Source organism: Mesorhizobium sp. B2-5-4 (assembly GCF_006441095.1).
Lineage (GTDB): Bacteria > Pseudomonadota > Alphaproteobacteria > Rhizobiales > Rhizobiaceae > Mesorhizobium > Mesorhizobium salmacidum.
The window spans coordinates 1-15,312 of sequence record NZ_VFUR01000022.1 but is presented as its reverse complement, the minus strand read 5'-3'; the positions used below and the strand labels follow the sequence as shown (position 1 = coordinate 15,312).

Annotated in this window: 20 protein-coding genes and 2 tRNA genes; 15 read left to right on the top strand and 7 right to left on the bottom strand. The window is 63.4% G+C overall.

Annotation, left to right across the window (positions count from 1 at the left end; translation table 11 throughout):
• Positions 1-5: 5 nt before the first annotated feature.
• The 4 genes from dapB to FJ492_RS23425 all read left to right on the top strand — a co-directional run bounded on the left by dapB (position 6) and on the right by FJ492_RS23425 (position 3,882).
• Positions 6-785, top strand: coding sequence for a 4-hydroxy-tetrahydrodipicolinate reductase (gene dapB, locus FJ492_RS23440; RefSeq protein WP_140772498.1), 780 nt, complete (start codon positions 6-8; stop codon positions 783-785).
• A gap of 175 nt (positions 786-960) precedes the next feature.
• Positions 961-1,974 (top strand): ABC transporter substrate-binding protein, encoded by a 1,014-nt coding sequence (locus tag FJ492_RS23435; RefSeq protein ID WP_140714077.1) that lies wholly within the window; start codon positions 961-963, stop codon positions 1,972-1,974.
• 160 nt (positions 1,975-2,134) lie between these two features.
• Positions 2,135-2,989 (top strand): ABC transporter ATP-binding protein, encoded by an 855-nt coding sequence (locus tag FJ492_RS23430; RefSeq protein WP_140714079.1) that lies wholly within the window; start codon positions 2,135-2,137, stop codon positions 2,987-2,989.
• Positions 2,990-3,003: 14 nt separating this feature from the next.
• Positions 3,004-3,882 (top strand): ABC transporter permease, encoded by an 879-nt coding sequence (locus tag FJ492_RS23425; RefSeq protein ID WP_015318444.1) that lies wholly within the window; start codon positions 3,004-3,006, stop codon positions 3,880-3,882.
• Between the two features lie 45 nt (positions 3,883-3,927).
• Here FJ492_RS23425 and FJ492_RS23420 read toward each other — a convergent pair whose 3' ends face one another.
• Both FJ492_RS23420 and FJ492_RS23415 read right to left on the bottom strand, forming a co-directional pair.
• Positions 3,928-5,280 carry a sensor histidine kinase gene (locus FJ492_RS23420; RefSeq protein ID WP_140507470.1) on the bottom strand — a complete coding sequence of 451 codons (1,353 nt, stop codon included), beginning with the start codon at positions 5,278-5,280 and terminating at the stop codon, positions 3,928-3,930.
• A 12-nt stretch (positions 5,281-5,292) separates the two neighbouring features.
• A complete protein-coding gene (locus FJ492_RS23415) occupies positions 5,293-5,970 on the bottom strand; it encodes a response regulator (protein ID WP_140772496.1) in 678 nt (225 codons plus the stop codon).
• Between the two features lie 487 nt (positions 5,971-6,457).
• Here FJ492_RS23415 and FJ492_RS23410 point away from each other — a divergent pair, with 487 nt between their 5' ends.
• The 4 genes from FJ492_RS23410 to FJ492_RS23395 all read left to right on the top strand — a co-directional run bounded on the left by FJ492_RS23410 (position 6,458) and on the right by FJ492_RS23395 (position 8,071).
• Positions 6,458-6,658, top strand: coding sequence for a DUF680 domain-containing protein (locus tag FJ492_RS23410; protein ID WP_015318441.1), 201 nt, complete (start codon positions 6,458-6,460; stop codon positions 6,656-6,658).
• Between the two features lie 45 nt (positions 6,659-6,703).
• Positions 6,704-6,931 (top strand): DUF680 domain-containing protein, encoded by a 228-nt coding sequence (locus FJ492_RS23405; RefSeq protein WP_140507466.1) that lies wholly within the window; start codon positions 6,704-6,706, stop codon positions 6,929-6,931.
• A 444-nt stretch (positions 6,932-7,375) separates the two neighbouring features.
• Positions 7,376-7,609, top strand: coding sequence for a DUF680 domain-containing protein (locus FJ492_RS23400; RefSeq protein ID WP_140714084.1), 234 nt, complete (start codon positions 7,376-7,378; stop codon positions 7,607-7,609).
• Positions 7,610-7,828: 219 nt separating this feature from the next.
• Positions 7,829-8,071 (top strand): DUF680 domain-containing protein, encoded by a 243-nt coding sequence (locus FJ492_RS23395; RefSeq protein ID WP_140772494.1) that lies wholly within the window; start codon positions 7,829-7,831, stop codon positions 8,069-8,071.
• 37 nt (positions 8,072-8,108) lie between these two features.
• Here the strand turns inward: FJ492_RS23395 and FJ492_RS23390 are convergent, their stop codons facing one another.
• The 3 genes from FJ492_RS23390 to purM are packed head-to-tail and all read right to left on the bottom strand — an operon-like array spanning position 8,109 to position 10,453.
• Positions 8,109-8,618, bottom strand: a complete 510-nt coding sequence (locus tag FJ492_RS23390; protein ID WP_140714088.1) for a histidine phosphatase family protein — start codon at positions 8,616-8,618, stop codon at positions 8,109-8,111.
• A 15-nt stretch (positions 8,619-8,633) separates the two neighbouring features.
• Positions 8,634-9,347, bottom strand: a complete 714-nt coding sequence (purN, locus tag FJ492_RS23385) for a phosphoribosylglycinamide formyltransferase (protein ID WP_140772491.1) — start codon at positions 9,345-9,347, stop codon at positions 8,634-8,636.
• Entirely contained in the window at positions 9,344-10,453 is a 1,110-nt protein-coding gene (gene purM, locus FJ492_RS23380; protein ID WP_140772489.1) for a phosphoribosylformylglycinamidine cyclo-ligase, read from the bottom strand. The genes purN and purM overlap by 4 nt, the downstream gene beginning before the upstream one ends.
• A gap of 209 nt (positions 10,454-10,662) precedes the next feature.
• Between purM and FJ492_RS23375 the strand changes: the two genes are divergently transcribed.
• From FJ492_RS23375 to FJ492_RS23355, 5 genes are all read left to right on the top strand, one after another.
• The gene (locus FJ492_RS23375) at positions 10,663-11,217 is read left to right on the top strand and encodes a CDP-alcohol phosphatidyltransferase family protein (protein WP_140714092.1); all 555 of its coding nucleotides are present in this window, start codon (positions 10,663-10,665) and stop codon (positions 11,215-11,217) included.
• Complete coding sequence (locus tag FJ492_RS23370) at positions 11,192-12,472, top strand: AI-2E family transporter (RefSeq protein ID WP_246672735.1); 1,281 nt, start codon at positions 11,192-11,194, stop codon at positions 12,470-12,472. The genes FJ492_RS23375 and FJ492_RS23370 overlap by 26 nt, the downstream gene beginning before the upstream one ends.
• 1 nt (position 12,473) lies before the next feature.
• On the top strand, positions 12,474-13,178 hold the full coding sequence (gene hdaA / locus FJ492_RS23365) for a DnaA regulatory inactivator HdaA (protein WP_140772567.1): 705 nt from the start codon (positions 12,474-12,476) through the stop codon (positions 13,176-13,178).
• A gap of 327 nt (positions 13,179-13,505) precedes the next feature.
• Positions 13,506-13,763 carry a type II toxin-antitoxin system prevent-host-death family antitoxin gene (locus FJ492_RS23360; protein WP_140507456.1) on the top strand — a complete coding sequence of 86 codons (258 nt, stop codon included), beginning with the start codon at positions 13,506-13,508 and terminating at the stop codon, positions 13,761-13,763.
• Positions 13,760-14,143, top strand: a complete 384-nt coding sequence (locus FJ492_RS23355) for a type II toxin-antitoxin system VapC family toxin (protein ID WP_140507454.1) — start codon at positions 13,760-13,762, stop codon at positions 14,141-14,143. The genes FJ492_RS23360 and FJ492_RS23355 overlap by 4 nt, the downstream gene beginning before the upstream one ends.
• 30 nt (positions 14,144-14,173) lie before the next feature.
• On the opposite strand, the gene FJ492_RS23350 is transcribed toward FJ492_RS23355, so the two are convergent.
• Positions 14,174-14,455 (bottom strand): hypothetical protein, encoded by a 282-nt coding sequence (locus FJ492_RS23350; protein ID WP_140507452.1) that lies wholly within the window; start codon positions 14,453-14,455, stop codon positions 14,174-14,176.
• Positions 14,456-14,576: 121 nt separating this feature from the next.
• Positions 14,577-14,653: transfer RNA gene (locus FJ492_RS23345), tRNA-Pro, on the bottom strand.
• 124 nt (positions 14,654-14,777) lie between these two features.
• On the opposite strand from FJ492_RS23345, the gene FJ492_RS23340 reads away from it, so the two are divergent.
• A complete protein-coding gene (locus FJ492_RS23340; RefSeq protein WP_015318428.1) occupies positions 14,778-15,083 on the top strand; it encodes an ETC complex I subunit in 306 nt (101 codons plus the stop codon).
• A 47-nt stretch (positions 15,084-15,130) separates the two neighbouring features.
• Positions 15,131-15,207, top strand: a tRNA-Arg gene (locus tag FJ492_RS23335).
• Positions 15,208-15,312: the final 105 nt, after the last annotated feature.

Sequence of the window (15,312 nt, the reverse complement as noted above, 5' to 3'; positions counted from 1 at the left end):
AGTCGATGGCGCAACCGCCGATCAGGATCGCCATATCAGGCGCGGTCGGCCGCATGGGACGCCAGATGGCGAATGCGGTGCGGGCTGATGCGCGCCTGGCGCTTGCCGCCCGCTTTCACCGCCCAGACAGTGTCGGTGATGGGCTGGTGAGCCGCGACGAGGGGCTTGCCGTGGCCGATGTGGTCATCGACTTCACCACGCCGGCCGCCTCCGCCGATCTGGCCAGCTTCTGTGCGGAGCGCGGTGGACCAGCGCTGGTAATTGGCTCGACGGGTTTCGATGCCGCCGAACTGGCCACCATCGCCGCCGCCGCGAAAACCGTCGCAATTGTGCGGTCCGGAAGCTTCTCGCTCGGGCTCAACATGTTGGTCGGATTAGTCGGGCGGGCAGCGCGGGCGCTTGGCCCGCAAGACTGGGATGCCGAGATTTTCGAGGCGCATCATCGCCATAAGGTCGACGCTCCATCGGGCACGGCGCTGATGCTGGGGCAAGCCGTTGCCGGCGGACGCGGCGTCGAACTGGACGCGGTTGCCAGGCGCGTCCGCGATGGCGTCACCGGCACGCGGCCGGCGGGCGAGATCGGCTTCGCGGTGGCGCGCGGCGGCGGCATCGTCGGCGAGCACAGCGTCAGCTTCTGCGCCGAGGGCGAAACCGTCACCGTGTCGCATGCGGCTGGCGACCGCATCATGTTCGCGCGTGGCGCCATCGCCGCGGCACTCTGGGTGGCGGGCCGCGCTCCCGGCGAGTACGACATGCGCGACGTATTGGGTTTTGGCGCATCGTAACCGGCAAATCCTGGCTATTTTCATTCCCCGGTTGCTGAAGTGGCTGAAAGCCAGCTGAAAGCTTGGGCATGCAATTGATTCATTGCGGCGTTCGCCGCGTGACCGGTGCGGGAGTGGCCGGCAGGAGGAATGCGGCGCAGCCTGGATGGCGCACCGCCCAGGTGGAGGAAGTTACATGACCGGTTTGATCTCGAAGTGCATCTTGCGTTCGGCGGCGCTGACGCTCGCCATTGTCGGCACGGGCGCGACCGCGGCGTCCGCCGCGGACAAGATCACCATCATCGTCGGAGGCATGGAAAAGCAGATTTACCTGCCGGCCGTGCTCACCCAGCAGCTCGGCTACTTCAAGGATGAGGGGCTCGACGTCGAACTGATCAACTCGCGAGCCGGCGTCGAGGCCGAGAATGAATTGCTGGCCGGCGCCGTGCAGGGCGTTGTCGGCTTTTACGACCACACTGTCGACCTACAGTCAAAGGGCAAATACATCCAGTCGATCGTCCAGTTCAGCCAGGCCCCTGGCGAGGTCGAACTGGTCTCCGCCAAGCACCCGGAGATCAAGTCGCCGGCCGACTTCAAGGGCGCCACGCTGGGCGTCACCGGGCTTGGGTCGTCGACCGATTTCCTGACCCAATATCTTGCCGTCCGCAGCGGCCTGAAGCCGGGTGATTACACGCTGCTGCCGGTCGGCGCCGGCAATACCTTCATCGCCGCCGTCAAGCAGGACCAAATTCAGGCCGGCATGACCACGGAGCCGACCATCGCGAAATTGCTCAAGACCGGCGAGGCCAAAGTCCTGGTCGACATGCGCACGCCCGAAAAGACCAAGGAAGCGCTGGGCGGCGACTATCCTGCGGCATCCTTCTACGTCCAGTCTTCCTGGGTCGAAGGCCACAAGGACGAAGCACAGAAGCTCGCCAATGCCTTCGTCAAGACGATGAAGTTCATCGCCGGCCATTCGGCCGAGGAGATCGCCGACAAGATGCCGAAGGACTATTACGCCGGCAACAAGGATCTCTATATCCAGGGGCTCGCCGGCGGCAAGGCGATGTTCACGCCCGACGGACGCATGCCGGCCGATGGCCCCGAGACGGTGCTGAAAGTTCTGTCGACCTTCTCCAAGAGCCTGCAGGGCAAGCAGATCGACCTGTCGAAAACCTTCACGACGGAATTCGTCGACGCCGCCAAGTAGGCAGGCAGGCGAGGCGGGTTACCCGGTTCGCTCTTGAGGAACAACAAGTTGCGCCGCTGGCCTGAATCGATTTGGCAGCGGCGCGCCTACCGATGTCGAGAGATGGCGACCACAGTTTTGGCCGCAGGGCATTCTCGCATCATCGCCACAGGAGTATGCCATGCAAGTGCAAACGATGGCGGCTGAGAAGTTGTCTCAGGCCGCGCCGCCGGCCGATGCCGCGATCGCCATCGATGATGTGACGCTACGCTTCGTCACGCCCGACGGCCATATGATGACGGCGATCCGCGACTTCACCATGACGGTGGCGCGTGGCGAATTCGCCTGCGTCGTCGGGCCGACCGGCTGCGGCAAGTCGACGACGCTCAACCTCGTCACCGGCCTGCTGCGGCCGACCACAGGTCATGTCCGCGTCATGGGCAAACCGGTCACCGATATCAGCCGCGACATCGGTTTCGTCTTCCAGGCCGATGCGCTTTTTCCCTGGCGAAGCGTCATCGACAATGTCGCCGCCGGTCCGCTTTATCGCGGGATCGCCAAGGCGCAGGCCTATGATCGGGCCCGCGACTGGATCGCCCGCGTCGGCCTCGGCCGCTTCGAAAAACATTATCCGCACCAGCTTTCGGGCGGCATGCGCAAGCGCGTCGCCCTTGCCCAGACCTTCATCAACCAGCCGAAGATTCTGCTTATGGACGAGCCGTTCAGTGCGCTCGACATGCAGACGCGCACGGCCATGCAGGACGAATTGCTCGGCCTGTGGTCGGAACAGAAATCCTCCGTCGTCTTCGTCACCCACGATCTGGAGGAGGCGGTGGCGCTGGCCGACAAGGTCTATGTGCTCACCGCCGGGCCGGGAACGGTCAAGAGCGTCTACCGCATCGACCTGCCGCGTCCGCGTGTCATGGCCGACATCCGTTACGACCCGAAATTCGTCGAGATCGCCAAGGTGATCTGGAACGACCTGCGCGAAGAAGTGCAGCTCGGCCAGAGCCGCACCTTGCAGAGCGGGCATTGAGAGGAGACACCAACATGACCGCTATCTCTCCCACCGCTTCCCATGCCGCCGTCCGCGATGCCTCCATTGCCGTTGCCGAGGCCCGGGCGAGGGCCCGGCTGCGCCGCCGCCATGCTTTGGTCATCGGCCTGCGCCTGGCTATCCTCGTTGCGTTCCTTGGCCTGTGGGAACTCGGCGCCGACTATAACATCATCGACCCGTTCTTCTTCGCCAGCCCCTCGGGCATCTGGGAACAGATCTGGTCCTGGATCACCGAGGGCACCTCGCAGGGACCGCTCTGGCTGCAGATCTATGTGACGCTGGAGGAAACCTTCCTCGGCTTCGCCATCGGCGCACTGGGCGGCATCGCCGCCGGCATCATTCTCGGCCGCAACCGGCTGCTGGCCGATGTCTTTTCGATCTACATCAAGATCGCCAATTCCGTGCCGCGCGTCGTGCTCGGCTCTGTCTTCATCATCGCGCTCGGCCTAGGCATGGCCTCGAAAGTGGCGCTCGCCGTGGTGATGGTGTTCTTCGTCGTTTTCGCCAACGCCTTCCAGGGGGTTCGCGAGGCCGACAGGGCGATGATCGCCAACGCCCAGATCCTCGGTGCCTCGCCGTTCCAGATCACCCGCACCGTCATTATCCCGTCGGCGATGAGCTGGATCCTGGCCAGCCTGCATGTCAGCTTCGGCTTTGCCTTGGTCGGCGCCGTGGTCGGCGAATTCCTCGGCGCCAAGCAAGGCATGGGCCTGCTGATCTCGACCGCGCAGGGCGCCTTCAACGCCAATGGCGTCTTCGCCGCCATGATCATCCTGGCGGTTATGGCGCTGGTGGTGGAATTCATCATCACCCGCTTCGAGAACTATGTCGTCAAGTGGCGGCCGGCGCCGTTCAACGAGCAGGGCACCTGATTTTGTTCCGAGGACAGTCCGAGCCCGCGCTGGGCGCGGGTCGGTTCAGGCCAGGGGCAACCTGACCTCGACCACCAGACCGCCGGCCGCGCCATCCCCGAGGGTGACGCGGCCGCCGGCATTCTCGACAACCTCGCGCACGATGGCGAGGCCCAGGCCGCTGCCTTCCTCGGTCGAACCGGCGATGCGATAAAAGCGCTCGAACACGTGATCCCGCTCTTCGGCAGGGATGCCGGGCCCGTCATCGGCTACCGTCAACACGGCTTCGCTATCGATGGCGGCCAGCTTCACCGTCACGCTGGCGCCTGCCGTCGAGTAACGCAGCGCGTTGTCGACAAGATTGACGATCATCTCGCGCAGCATGGTGCCGTCGCCAATGACTGCAACCGGCCCTGTTTCCTCCAGCCCGAGATCGATCTTGCGGGCGATCGCCGCGGGCGCCTGCGTTTCCAGTACATGGCGGGCGGCTTCTGTCAGGTCGATGCGATCGGCGCGTGGCCGCCGGCTGCCAGGCTCGGCACGCGACAGGGTGAGCAATTGTTCGGCCAGCCGCGCCAGCTTGCCGGAGCTGGCCTGCAGCGCCACCAGCGCTTCCTGGCGCGCATCGGTGGCGGTTTCGCGTAGCGCATAGCTTGCCTGCGTCGATAGCAGCGCCAGCGGCGTGCGCAATTGATGTGCGGCATTGGCGATGAAACGGCGCTGCGCTCCCATCTGCGCGCGCACCCGTTCCATGTAGGCGTTGAGCGCCTCTATCAGAGGCCGGATTTCGCTCTGCGCGCCCGGCACGTCAACCGGATCGAGGTCGCTTCGGCTTGGCGAACGCACCGCGTCGCGCAGGCTCATCAATGGCGCCAGGCCGCGGCGCAGGCCAAGCAGCACGAACACGCCGGCGATCGCCACGAGCGCCAGTTGCTGGACGAAGGCGCTGAGCCACAGCCGCCTCACCATCGCATCATGCCCGGAGAGCGTTATGCCCACGGTGACCGTTATGGGGGAATCGCCGCCGGCGCCGATCACCGCGTGGCTGAGCGTCAAGAGCCGCAACATATGGTCGCGATAGCTCGCCTCGACGCTCGCATGCCGCGGCGCTTGCGGCAAATCGGGGTAGCCGGTCAGCAACCGTCCTCCGGCGGTCTCGACGCGATAGTAGACGCTGTCGCGATCGCCGGTATCGAACATCTCGATCGCCGCCGGCGGGATGGTGGCATCGAGTACGCCATCGGCCATGGCGACCTGCTCGGCGATGGCGCGAGCCGAGCCGACCAGCATGCGGTCGGTGACCAGATCGGCGGTCGCCAGAGCGTTGCGCTGGCTGGTCCACAGATTGATGGTCGCAAGCCCGGCCAGGGGGAGCACGACCCAGGCCAGCAATTGCAGGCGCAGGCTGTTAGTCTTCATAGCGCCAAATCATCATGGCGCCAGATCATCGTGGCGCAAGAGATAGCCGAGGCCACGCAAAGTGGTGATCTGGACCCGCGAGCCTTCAAGCTTCTTGCGCACACGGTGCACATAGATCTCGATGGCGCTTGGATCGGCGTCGGTCTCGAAGTCATAGATCGCCGCGGACAAGGCGGCCTTGCTCACGGTGCGTCCTGCCTTGATCATCAACTGCTCGAGCACGGCATGTTCGCGCGGCGTCAATGCCAGCGTCTCGCCGCCGAGCGAAAACAGCCTGGTGTTGGTGTCGAAGACGAGGTCGCCGCAGGCAACGACCGGTGCCGTCCGGACATTGGCGCGGCGCAGTTGGACGCGGATGCGTGCTTCGAGTTCCTCGATCTGAAAGGGCTTCGGCAGATAGTCGTCGGCGCCTTCGTTGAGGCCTTTGACTCGGCCATCGAGGCTGGCATTGGCAGTCAGTACGATCACCGGCACCCGGTTGCCGCGTGTTCGCAGCATACGCAGCACTTCCAGTCCACCCATGCGAGGCAGCGCAAGATCGAGAATGACAAGCGCGTGGTCGCCGGCGGCGAGCGCATGCTCGACATCCTCGCCGTCATGGACGATGTCGACGACATAATTCGCCTGGCGCAAGGTCTTGCCTAGCCAGTCCGCCAGTTCGCGATTGTCCTCCACAAGCAGCAATCGCATGTCTATTGCCGTTCCAGCATCCGCCCACTTTCGGTCTCAACGGCCGCCTCGGGCTCGATTGGCGGGCCCATTCGGCAATCGGACCCGAAATGATCGATAGTCTCGATCGCAACGCAAGGCAAATGCGGCTTGGCCGCGGTCGGGATCCGAATTTTTATAGGCTCAGACACCCCGTTTTTAATTAAATCGAACCGAACGGTTCGGTTCTGGTTGACGGATTGTATAGCAAAGGGTGAACAATGTCCTCCGATCTGCTCTGGCATGCGCCCGAAATGGAAACACTAACTATCTGAAAACGTGTGATAAATCAGACTAAAAATGCTGCGGTGCAATATGCATTGTCCATAATGTAATGAAATACTGCAAAACCGATGCGACTAGAAATCCCAAGAGGCCTTTTCCATCTGGAGGTGGTCCGAGCGACGCGAAATCCTCCCAAGGGCACGCCACTAGACGGACAGAACAAAGAAATTCTGGAGTAAATAAAATGACCAAGATCGCTCTTACCGCCGCCGCCATCCTCGTTGCCACGGGCACTGCTTTTGCCGGCAGCGACAATTATGGCTCGGCCAACGCCAACCAGCCTGCCGCCACTGTCGACCATTCGGTCACCGCTTCGACCTCGAAGTCGACGGCAGCGTCGGTCCAGGCTCCGCAGGGCGCTGACCGCAACCTCTTCGGCCGCTAATCGCGACTGCCAATCCATCCACCTTTGAATTCAGGAGTACTTGAAATGACCAAGATCGCACTCACCGCCGCCGCCATTCTCGTTGCCACGGGCACCGCTTTTGCCGGCAGCGACAACTACGGCTCCAACAACGCCAACCAGCCGGTTGCCAGCCAGTCGACCTCTAATGTCGACACCTTCCGCACCGGTTCGATCCTGAAGGCGGACAAAGCGCAGGCTGACGTCAATGCCAAGGTGCCTGCTCAGTCGGGCCAAGGCATCTGGGGCCGCTGATCCCTTCAAGCATCGCGTGACGACAAAGAGCGGTGGGCTTGGCCCGCCGCTCTTGTTTTTTTTTTGGCAGAGCGACCGGTTGAGCCAACCGGGCCGGCCATGCCGGACAACCATCGAGCGGGCGCAGCCCGCGTGCTGATCACGGATCGAACCAGTCGGTTCAATTAATGTTGACGAGCCGTGAGCGCAGCGCGAATCGGAACTCGGCGAAATACAATGCAATGCCCCGTGAGATCTTCAGTAAAAATCTGTTATTGCTGATGAAAATCGTCTTATTTTCAAATTCGTTGTTGACCTTTGAGGTCCGGAATCTGGCCGTGAAGGAACATCTTCGTGATTGGAAGCCGGCGAACGAAAAACCCACTTCCAGGTGGTCCGAGCGACGCGAAGTCCTCCCAAGGCACGCCACTTGACGGACAGACCAGAACTATTGGAGTAAAGAAAATGAACAGGATCGCACTTACCGCCGCCGCCATTCTCGTTGCCATGGGCAGCGCCTTCGCCGGCAGCGACCACTATGGCTCGGACAACGTCAATCAGCCGGCTGTCACCGCGCCTGCGGATAGGATCGACCACAGCTATACGGCTTCGATCCGCAAGCCGGTCGAACACCGCGGTTTCAAACTGACGCCCGACTCTAATCAGCCGGATCCCGGCCAGGGCAACTGGGGCCGCTGATCCCGCGCGGGGCCTCGACTAACTCGACGTCAAAGAGCGGTGGGCCTGGCCCGCCGCTCTTGTTTTTTTGGATGAGCCCTGGGCATTGCCGTATCAGCCGATCTTCGCAGTCGGCAAAAAACATTTCACGGTCAGGAATAAAACCAGGCTGGTTCTGGTCTTGTCCTCAGCGGAACCGTCCTCCCAAGACGCCGCCCAACGAATGACCTGGAGATTGAAATGAACAGACTTGCTCTCGCTGCCGCCGCTATGCTCGTCGCAACCGGAGGTGCACTCGCCGGCAGCGACCATTATGGCTCGGACAATGCCAACCAGCCGGTCGCCCCGGTCGCCGGCGTGGACCACGCCGCCACCGGCGCCGTCGACAACAACACGAATATGACCAGGCACAAGGCTGCCGACACCAAGATCAAGCCCGGCATCGACTGGCCGGAGCCCGGCCAGGGCATATGGGGCAACTGATGTCAGGGGTGCGGCAGGTCTGATCTGCCGCACCCGTCTAGCTCAGATCCTTCGGCCGCAGACAGTGCGTCAGCCGGGCGGCCGACAGGGCAGACCAATCGTGTTCAAAGACGAAGCGCGCGAGGGCTGCTGTCGGAAACTTTTGCTCGAGCCTCTTGCGCGCTTTCGCCTCCGATCCCGATCCGGCAAGCTGTTTTGCCAGATCCTCCAGGCCTGGATTGTGGCCGAGAACCAGCAGGCAGCCGCTCGACGGGTCTGCTTTGCGTACCTGGCTCAGAATATCCGCCGCTGGAGCATCGTAAAGCGCCTGGGCAAACGCGACCCGAGGCTGCGCCGGCAGTTCCGCCGCCACCAGCCGCCACGTATCGCGGGTGCGCAGCGCCGGTGACACCAATGCAAGGTCCGGCAGCCAGTCGCGCGCGGCAAGCTCGCGACCGATCAATCGGGCTGCCTTCAACCCACGTTCCGCGAGCGGCCGGTCGAAATCATCGAGATCAGGATCATCCCAGCTCGATTTGGCATGGCGTAGGAGGAGCAGCTGTTTCATCGCCGTGTCCTCGGCTTAAGGCGTGATCCGCGCCAGCTGCTCGAGATCGGCCTCCTCGCGCAGCGGGTCGGGTGCCATCACCACCGAGGTGCCGTTGTCGGCATCGTCGGCAAAGTGGGCGAGCACGGCGCGGCCCTCCTCCATGCGCGCCTTGCCTTCGGCCACCAGTCCAAGCGCCAGCGGATAGAGCCGATGTTCGGCCTTCAGTACCCGGGCAGCCAGCGTATCGGTATTGTCGCCGACCATCACCGGCACCGCAGCCTGGGCGATAATGGGGCCGTCATCCATCTCGGATGTCACGAAATGCACCGTGCAGCCATGGATGCGGATACCGGCGGCCAGCGCGCGGGCATGGGTATCGAGCCCTTTGAAGGCCGGCAGCAGGGCAGGGTGGATGTTGATCATGCGGCCCTGCCATTTCTGGACAAAGCCGGGGGTCAGGATGCGCATATAGCCCGCCAGCGCCACGATGTCGGCATTGAAGGCCGCGAGTGCCGCGTCGATCGCCGCGTCATGCGCTTGCTTGCTGCCGTGGTCGGCGCGCGAAATGACCTGTGTGGCGATGCCGCGTGCCCTGGCGATGACGAGGCCGGCGGCGTCAGCCTTATCGGAGATGACGCCTGCGATCTCGGCAGGGAAGGACGGGTCGCTGGCCGCCGCGATCAGCGCGGTCATGTTGGAGCCGCGCCCCGAAATCAGAACGACTGTGCGTTTCCTCCGCGCGCTCATAGGCCGATCGAGCCCCGATAGATGACGCCGGCGTCGCGGCGCGGCACGATGCGGCCGATCGGCGTCACCGTCTCGCCGGCTTCCTGCAGGACGGCCGCAACCTGCGCCGCCTGACCCGAAGCGACAGCCAAAATCATGCCGATGCCGCAGTTGAAGGTGCGCATCATCTCTTCCGGCGCCACGCCGCCGGTCTTGGCCAGCCAGGAGAACACCGGCGGCACGTCGATGGCTTCGAGGTCGAGCTCGGCCGAGAAATCCTTGGGCAGCACGCGCGGGATGTTTTCCGGGAAGCCGCCGCCGGTGATGTGCGCCAGCGCCTTGATGCCGTGCGTGTTGCGGATCGCCTTGAGGAGCGATTTCACGTAGATGCGGGTCGGCTCGAGCAGCGCCTCGGCCAGCGTCGCCTCGTCGTTGAACGGCGCCGGATCGCTCCACGCCAGGCCGCTTGCGGCAACGATGCGGCGCACCAGGGAAAACCCGTTGGAATGGAGGCCGGAGGAGGCAAGGCCGAGCAGCACGTCGCCTTCGACGATGTCGTCCGTGGGCAAAAGCTGCCCGCGTTCGGCCGCGCCCACCGCAAAGCCGGCAAGGTCATAGTCCTTGCCGTAATACATGCCGGGCATTTCGGCGGTCTCGCCGCCGATCAGCGCGCAGCCGGCCTGGCGGCAACCCTGCGCGATGCCGCCGACGATCGCGGCACCCTGTTCGGGATCGAGTTTGCCGGTGGCGAAATAGTCGAGGAAGAACAGCGGCTCCGCGCCCTGCACGACGATGTCGTTGACGCACATGGCGACGAGGTCGATGCCGATCGTGTCGTGCTTGCCGGCATCGATGGCGATCTTGAGCTTGGTGCCGACGCCGTCATTGGCGGCGACCAGCACCGGATCGGTGAAACCGGCGGCCTTGAGATCGAACAGGCCGCCGAAGCCGCCGATCTCGCCATCCGCGCCTGGCCGGCGCGTTGCGCGCACCAGCGGCTTGATCTTCTCCACCATGAGATTGCCGGCGTCGATGTCGACGCCGGCCTCGGCATAGGTGAGCCCGTTTCTGCGCTTGGCCGTTTTGTTCTGGCCCGTTTTATGCTGGCCGGTTTCGCGCTTGCTCATCGCAATGTTCCTGCTCGTTTGCGGGCTCTTCGCATGAACGGTTTCGGTCCGCAAGGATAACGGCCGAACCGGGCGCCGTTTGGTTGACAAAAGCGTGGATAGCCGGGGCATCGCGCACTGCGTCTGCCGCTGGCCCGTCCTGCTTCTCCCTTGCCTCGGCCCTCCATCTCCCTCATCTATCTCGAGGCATAATACGGCGGGACAATGCGTTGACCATCCCCAACCTGATCACCATCCTGCGCTTTGTGCTGGTGCCTGCCGTGGTGCTGGCCATGTTGCAGGCACGTTGGGAATGGGCTTTTGCCGGCTTCGTCGTTGCCGGCCTTTCCGACGGTGTCGACGGTTTCATCGCGCGCCGCTTCAACCAGCAGTCCAGGTTCGGCGCCTATCTCGATCCGATCGCCGACAAGCTGCTTTTGGTTTCGGTGTTCGTCGTCATGGGCTTCATCGGGCAATTGCCGCTGTGGCTGGTCGTCACCATGGTGTCGCGCGACGCGCTGATCGTGTGCGCTGTCCTGTTGTCCACGGTGATCGGCCATCCCGTCGAGATAAAGCCGTTTCTGGTGTCGAAGGCCAATACCGCCATACAGATCGCGCTGGCGGCGGTTGTGCTGGGCGAACTCGCCTTTGCCGGGCACCTCGACCCTCTGCGGCCCACCCTCATATTGCTGTCCTGGGTCTTGACCGTGGCTTCGGCCGCGGCCTATCTCGTGGCTTGGCTGAGGCATATGAACGGCTATGGCGAAGGCGGTAAATCAGGCTGACAAGCCCATCGACGGCAAGGCTGCCCGCAAGCCGGCCGCCCCCAAAGCGGTGGCGCGGGGCAAAGCCGTGGACGACCAGACGGTCGTCGTAGTGCCGGCCGGCGAGACGGCGGCTGAGGCCGAGGCGTCGGCCACGTTCCGCCGCCAGATCTTCTTCTGGCTGGCGGGTGCCGCGATCCTGGCGCTTTTTCTTTATGTCTTCAGCGCCATCCTGCTGCCCTTCGTCGCCGGCATGGTGCTTGCCTATTTCCTTGATCCGGTCGCCGACCGGCTGCAACGGCTCGGCCTCAGCCGCTTCATGGCGACCGTGGTCATCCTCATCACCTTCCTCATCGTGCTGGTGCTGGCCTTCGTCATCCTGATTCCGGTGCTGGCGACGCAGATGGCCGATTTCGCCGGCAAGCTGCCGGAGTACCTGACGCGGCTGCAGAGCTTGATCACCTCCTTTGATCCGAAGTGGCTGGAACAGAAATTCGGCGTCAACGCCAATGGCCTGCGCGACGGGTTGAACTCGCTGCTGACCTCCGGTTTCGGCCTGCTCACCACGGTTTTCACTTCGATCTGGAGTTCGGGCGTGGCGCTGGTCTCCGTGGTCAGCCTGTTCGTGGTGACGCCCGTGGTTGCCTTCTACATGCTGCTCGACTGGGATCGCATGGTGGCGGTCATCGACAGCTGGGTGCCGCGCGACAACGTGGCGACGGTCCGCGCCATCGCACGCGACATCAACACCGCCACCGCTGGCTTCGTGCGTGGCCAGGGCACACTCTGCCTGGTGCTGGCCGCCATGTATGCCACCGGCCTGACGCTGACGGGGCTGAACTTCGCCATCCTCATCGGCCTGTTCGCCGGGCTGATCTCCTTCATCCCCTATGTCGGCTCATTGACCGGGCTGGTGCTGGCCGTCGGCGTTGCCTTCGTCCAGTTCTGGCCGGACTGGACGATGATTGTCGCCGTTGCCGTGGTCTTCTTTATCGGCCAGTTCGTCGAAGGCAACATCCTGCAGCCCAGGCTGGTTGGCAAAAGTGTCGGCTTGCATCCGGTGTGGCTCATGTTCGCGCTGTTCGCCTTCGGCGCGCTGTTCGGTTTTGTCGGCCTGTTGATTGCTGTTCCTGCATCCGCGGCGGTTGCCGTTCTGGTGCGGTTTGCCATCGCCCGCTATCTGGAATCGCCGCTCTACAAGGGCCACGCGACGGCACCCGCGCCGACGTTGCCGGCCGATCGCGGTGGCGGCCATCGCACACAACCGCGTCGTTGACGTGACTGCCCAGCGAACCGATCCGCCGCGCCAACTGCCGCTCGATCTCGGCCACGGCACCGGTTACTCGCGCGACGAGCTGGTCGTCTCCGGCACCAACAATCAGGCGGCCGCACTGGTCGACCGCTGGCCGAATTGGCAAGCACCAGTGGTGGTGCTGGCAGGCCCCGCTGGTTCGGGCAAAACGCATCTGGCCTCGATCTGGCGTGCTCGCGCCAACGCGGTGGCCGTCGACGCCAGGCGCATGGGTGACAGCATCGCCAATCTCGGTGCGCGGCCGGCGCTGATCGACGATGTCGATAGCGGCGCGGTCGATGAGCAAGGCCTGTTCCATTTGATCAATACCGTGCGCGGTGCTGGCTCGACACTGCTTCTGACGGCGCGGCGCTTTCCGTCGGCCTGGGGCGTCAAGCTGCCCGATCTTGCCTCGCGGCTGAAGGCGGCGGCGACCGTCGAGATCCACGAGCCTGACGATCTCTTGCTCGCCGGCGTCATCACCAAGCTGTTCGCCGACCGGCAGGTCGAGGTCGAGCCGCATGTCGTGCAGTATCTGGTGCGGCGCATCGAACGTTCGCTGGCAACCGCGATGCGTGTGGTGGAGCGCCTGGATCGCACCGCGCTGGAGCGCAAGATGCCGATCACAAGGGCACTGGCCGCCGAGACCGTGAGCGCCATGGACGAGGGGCAGGGTGAGTTCGAGATTTGATGGCTTCAGGGCTCCAGCGATTCTCCGTCTCCACCTGGTCCCGTTTTGGCACACAAGATTGGCACCGGTCTTGCAGCGCGAGGTTGCCGGCTAACCCCGGTCCTGATTGCGTTCCAAATCAGGTTGTAGGCTCGCCGGGATGAGGCGGTTGGGGTTCTCGCCCGGCGAGCTTGCCTTTAAGAATGTATCGAGCGGGTGCCGCCGCAGCGGACATTCACCCAACGACACTGACCAGTCGCATCGTCGAAACTCTTGAAATGGACCATTCGATGGTCTATTTTTCCGTTGAAAGATTTGGACCACAGCATGGTCCGTGCGGAGTGATCGATGCAGGTATCCGTCACCGACGCCAAGGGACAGCTGACCGAACTGGTGCGCCGCGCGGAGGCGGGCGACGAGGTTATTCTGACCCGCCACGGTCATGCGGCCGTGCGGCTGGTTCCCATCAAGGCAATGCCCGAAAAGGGAGCTCGCCGGGCGCTTCTGGAAGCCGCGCGCACTGCCGGGGCGGCCAAGGCGAAGGCGGGGCCATCCGCCGCCCGTAGCCAGGATTTCCTTTATGGCGAAGACGGCATGCCCGAGTGATCGCGGTCGATACCTCTGCACTTATGGCGATCGTACTTGATGAGCCTCGGGCCGCCGCTTGCATCGCCGCGATCGAAGCCGAAGATGACCTCCTGATTTCCGCCGGCACCGTCGCCGAGGCGCTGATCGTAGCCGCCCATCGTGGCATCGCTGCCGAGCTATCCAGCCTGATTGATGGGCTTGGCTTCGAGGTTGTTGCGGTGACGCCGGCGTCAGCCAGGCGAATCGCGGAGGCTTATGCGCAATGGGGGAAGGGCATCCATCCGGCCGCGCTCAATTTCGGCGATTGCTTCTCCTATGAAGTGGCGAAGGAGCACGCTTGCCGGCTGTTGTATGTCGGGGCCGATTTTTCGAAAACCGATATCGAGGGTGTGCTCTGAACGTGGCGCCGTCAGCCGGTGAGCTTGCGGTCACAGCCATAGTCTGACGAAATGCCGGACCACCACATAGACGGCGGAATGCGCGGCGATGTAACAGGCCGCGACCAGCACGAACATCCCGATGCTGGCGGGCCAGGAATGGGAGGCGGCTATGCCCGGGGCCAGCCTGGCCTGTCTGCGGCTCTCGCGATTGTTCCACATCGCCAAGGCCGCGCAGGCGATCGCCCACGTCACCATGAACGGAACCGTCACGCCCGCATAGGCAAAATAGGCCGGCCCGAACAGCGACACCCAAGCATCGATCCCAAGCACCGCAAATCCCCCGTTTGCCGCAGCTTAAGCCGGCAATGGCGAGGGAAGCGAGCCTGAAATGGTGAAACGCGAATAAGGGCAAAACCCTTCGGTGCCATCGGCATCGCATTTTAGAGAGAAATGGTCGGAGTGGAGAGATTCGAACTCCCGACCCTCTGGTCCCAAACCAGATGCGCTACCAGGCTGCGCTACACTCCGAACGGTCTGTTGCCTATTCATTTCGGTGTTACATGGCAAGTGCAAAAACCTTGCCGCCGGTGCCAATGCGCAGTAATGACGGCCTACGGGCGGCGACGCTGCCTCGCACAACAAAGAGGTGGCCATGTCCGCGCGCATTTTCAGCCCAGCCAAAACCGCGATGCAGTCCGGCAAGGCCAAGACCGGCCATTGGGTGCTGGAATTCGATCCCGAGATGCGCAAGAAGATCGACCCGCTGATGGGCTACACCACCTCGGGAGACATGAGAAGCCAGATCAGGCTCACCTTCGACACGCGCGAAGAAGCGGTCGCCTACGCCGAAAAGGAAGGGCTTGCCTTCCGCGTCGAGGAGCCGAAAGAGACCAAGCGCCGCCAGATTTCCTATGCGGAGAATTTCCGCTATGACCGCAGGACGCCCTGGACGCATTGACCGGCGGCCAGCGCCAAGTATTTCAGCCGGCCCATTGGCCGGCCGACGGTCCCGTAGCTCAGCTGGATAGAGCACCGGCCTTCTAAGCCGATGGTCACAGGTTCGAATCCTGTCGGGATCGCCAACGTTTTCAGGTCCGTTCCGGACACATAGGTTACGGTTTATACCGGAGACATGGGTAACACTTTTGGCCCGAAGGGGTTTTGGAGTGGTTCGAGCCTGCATGTCT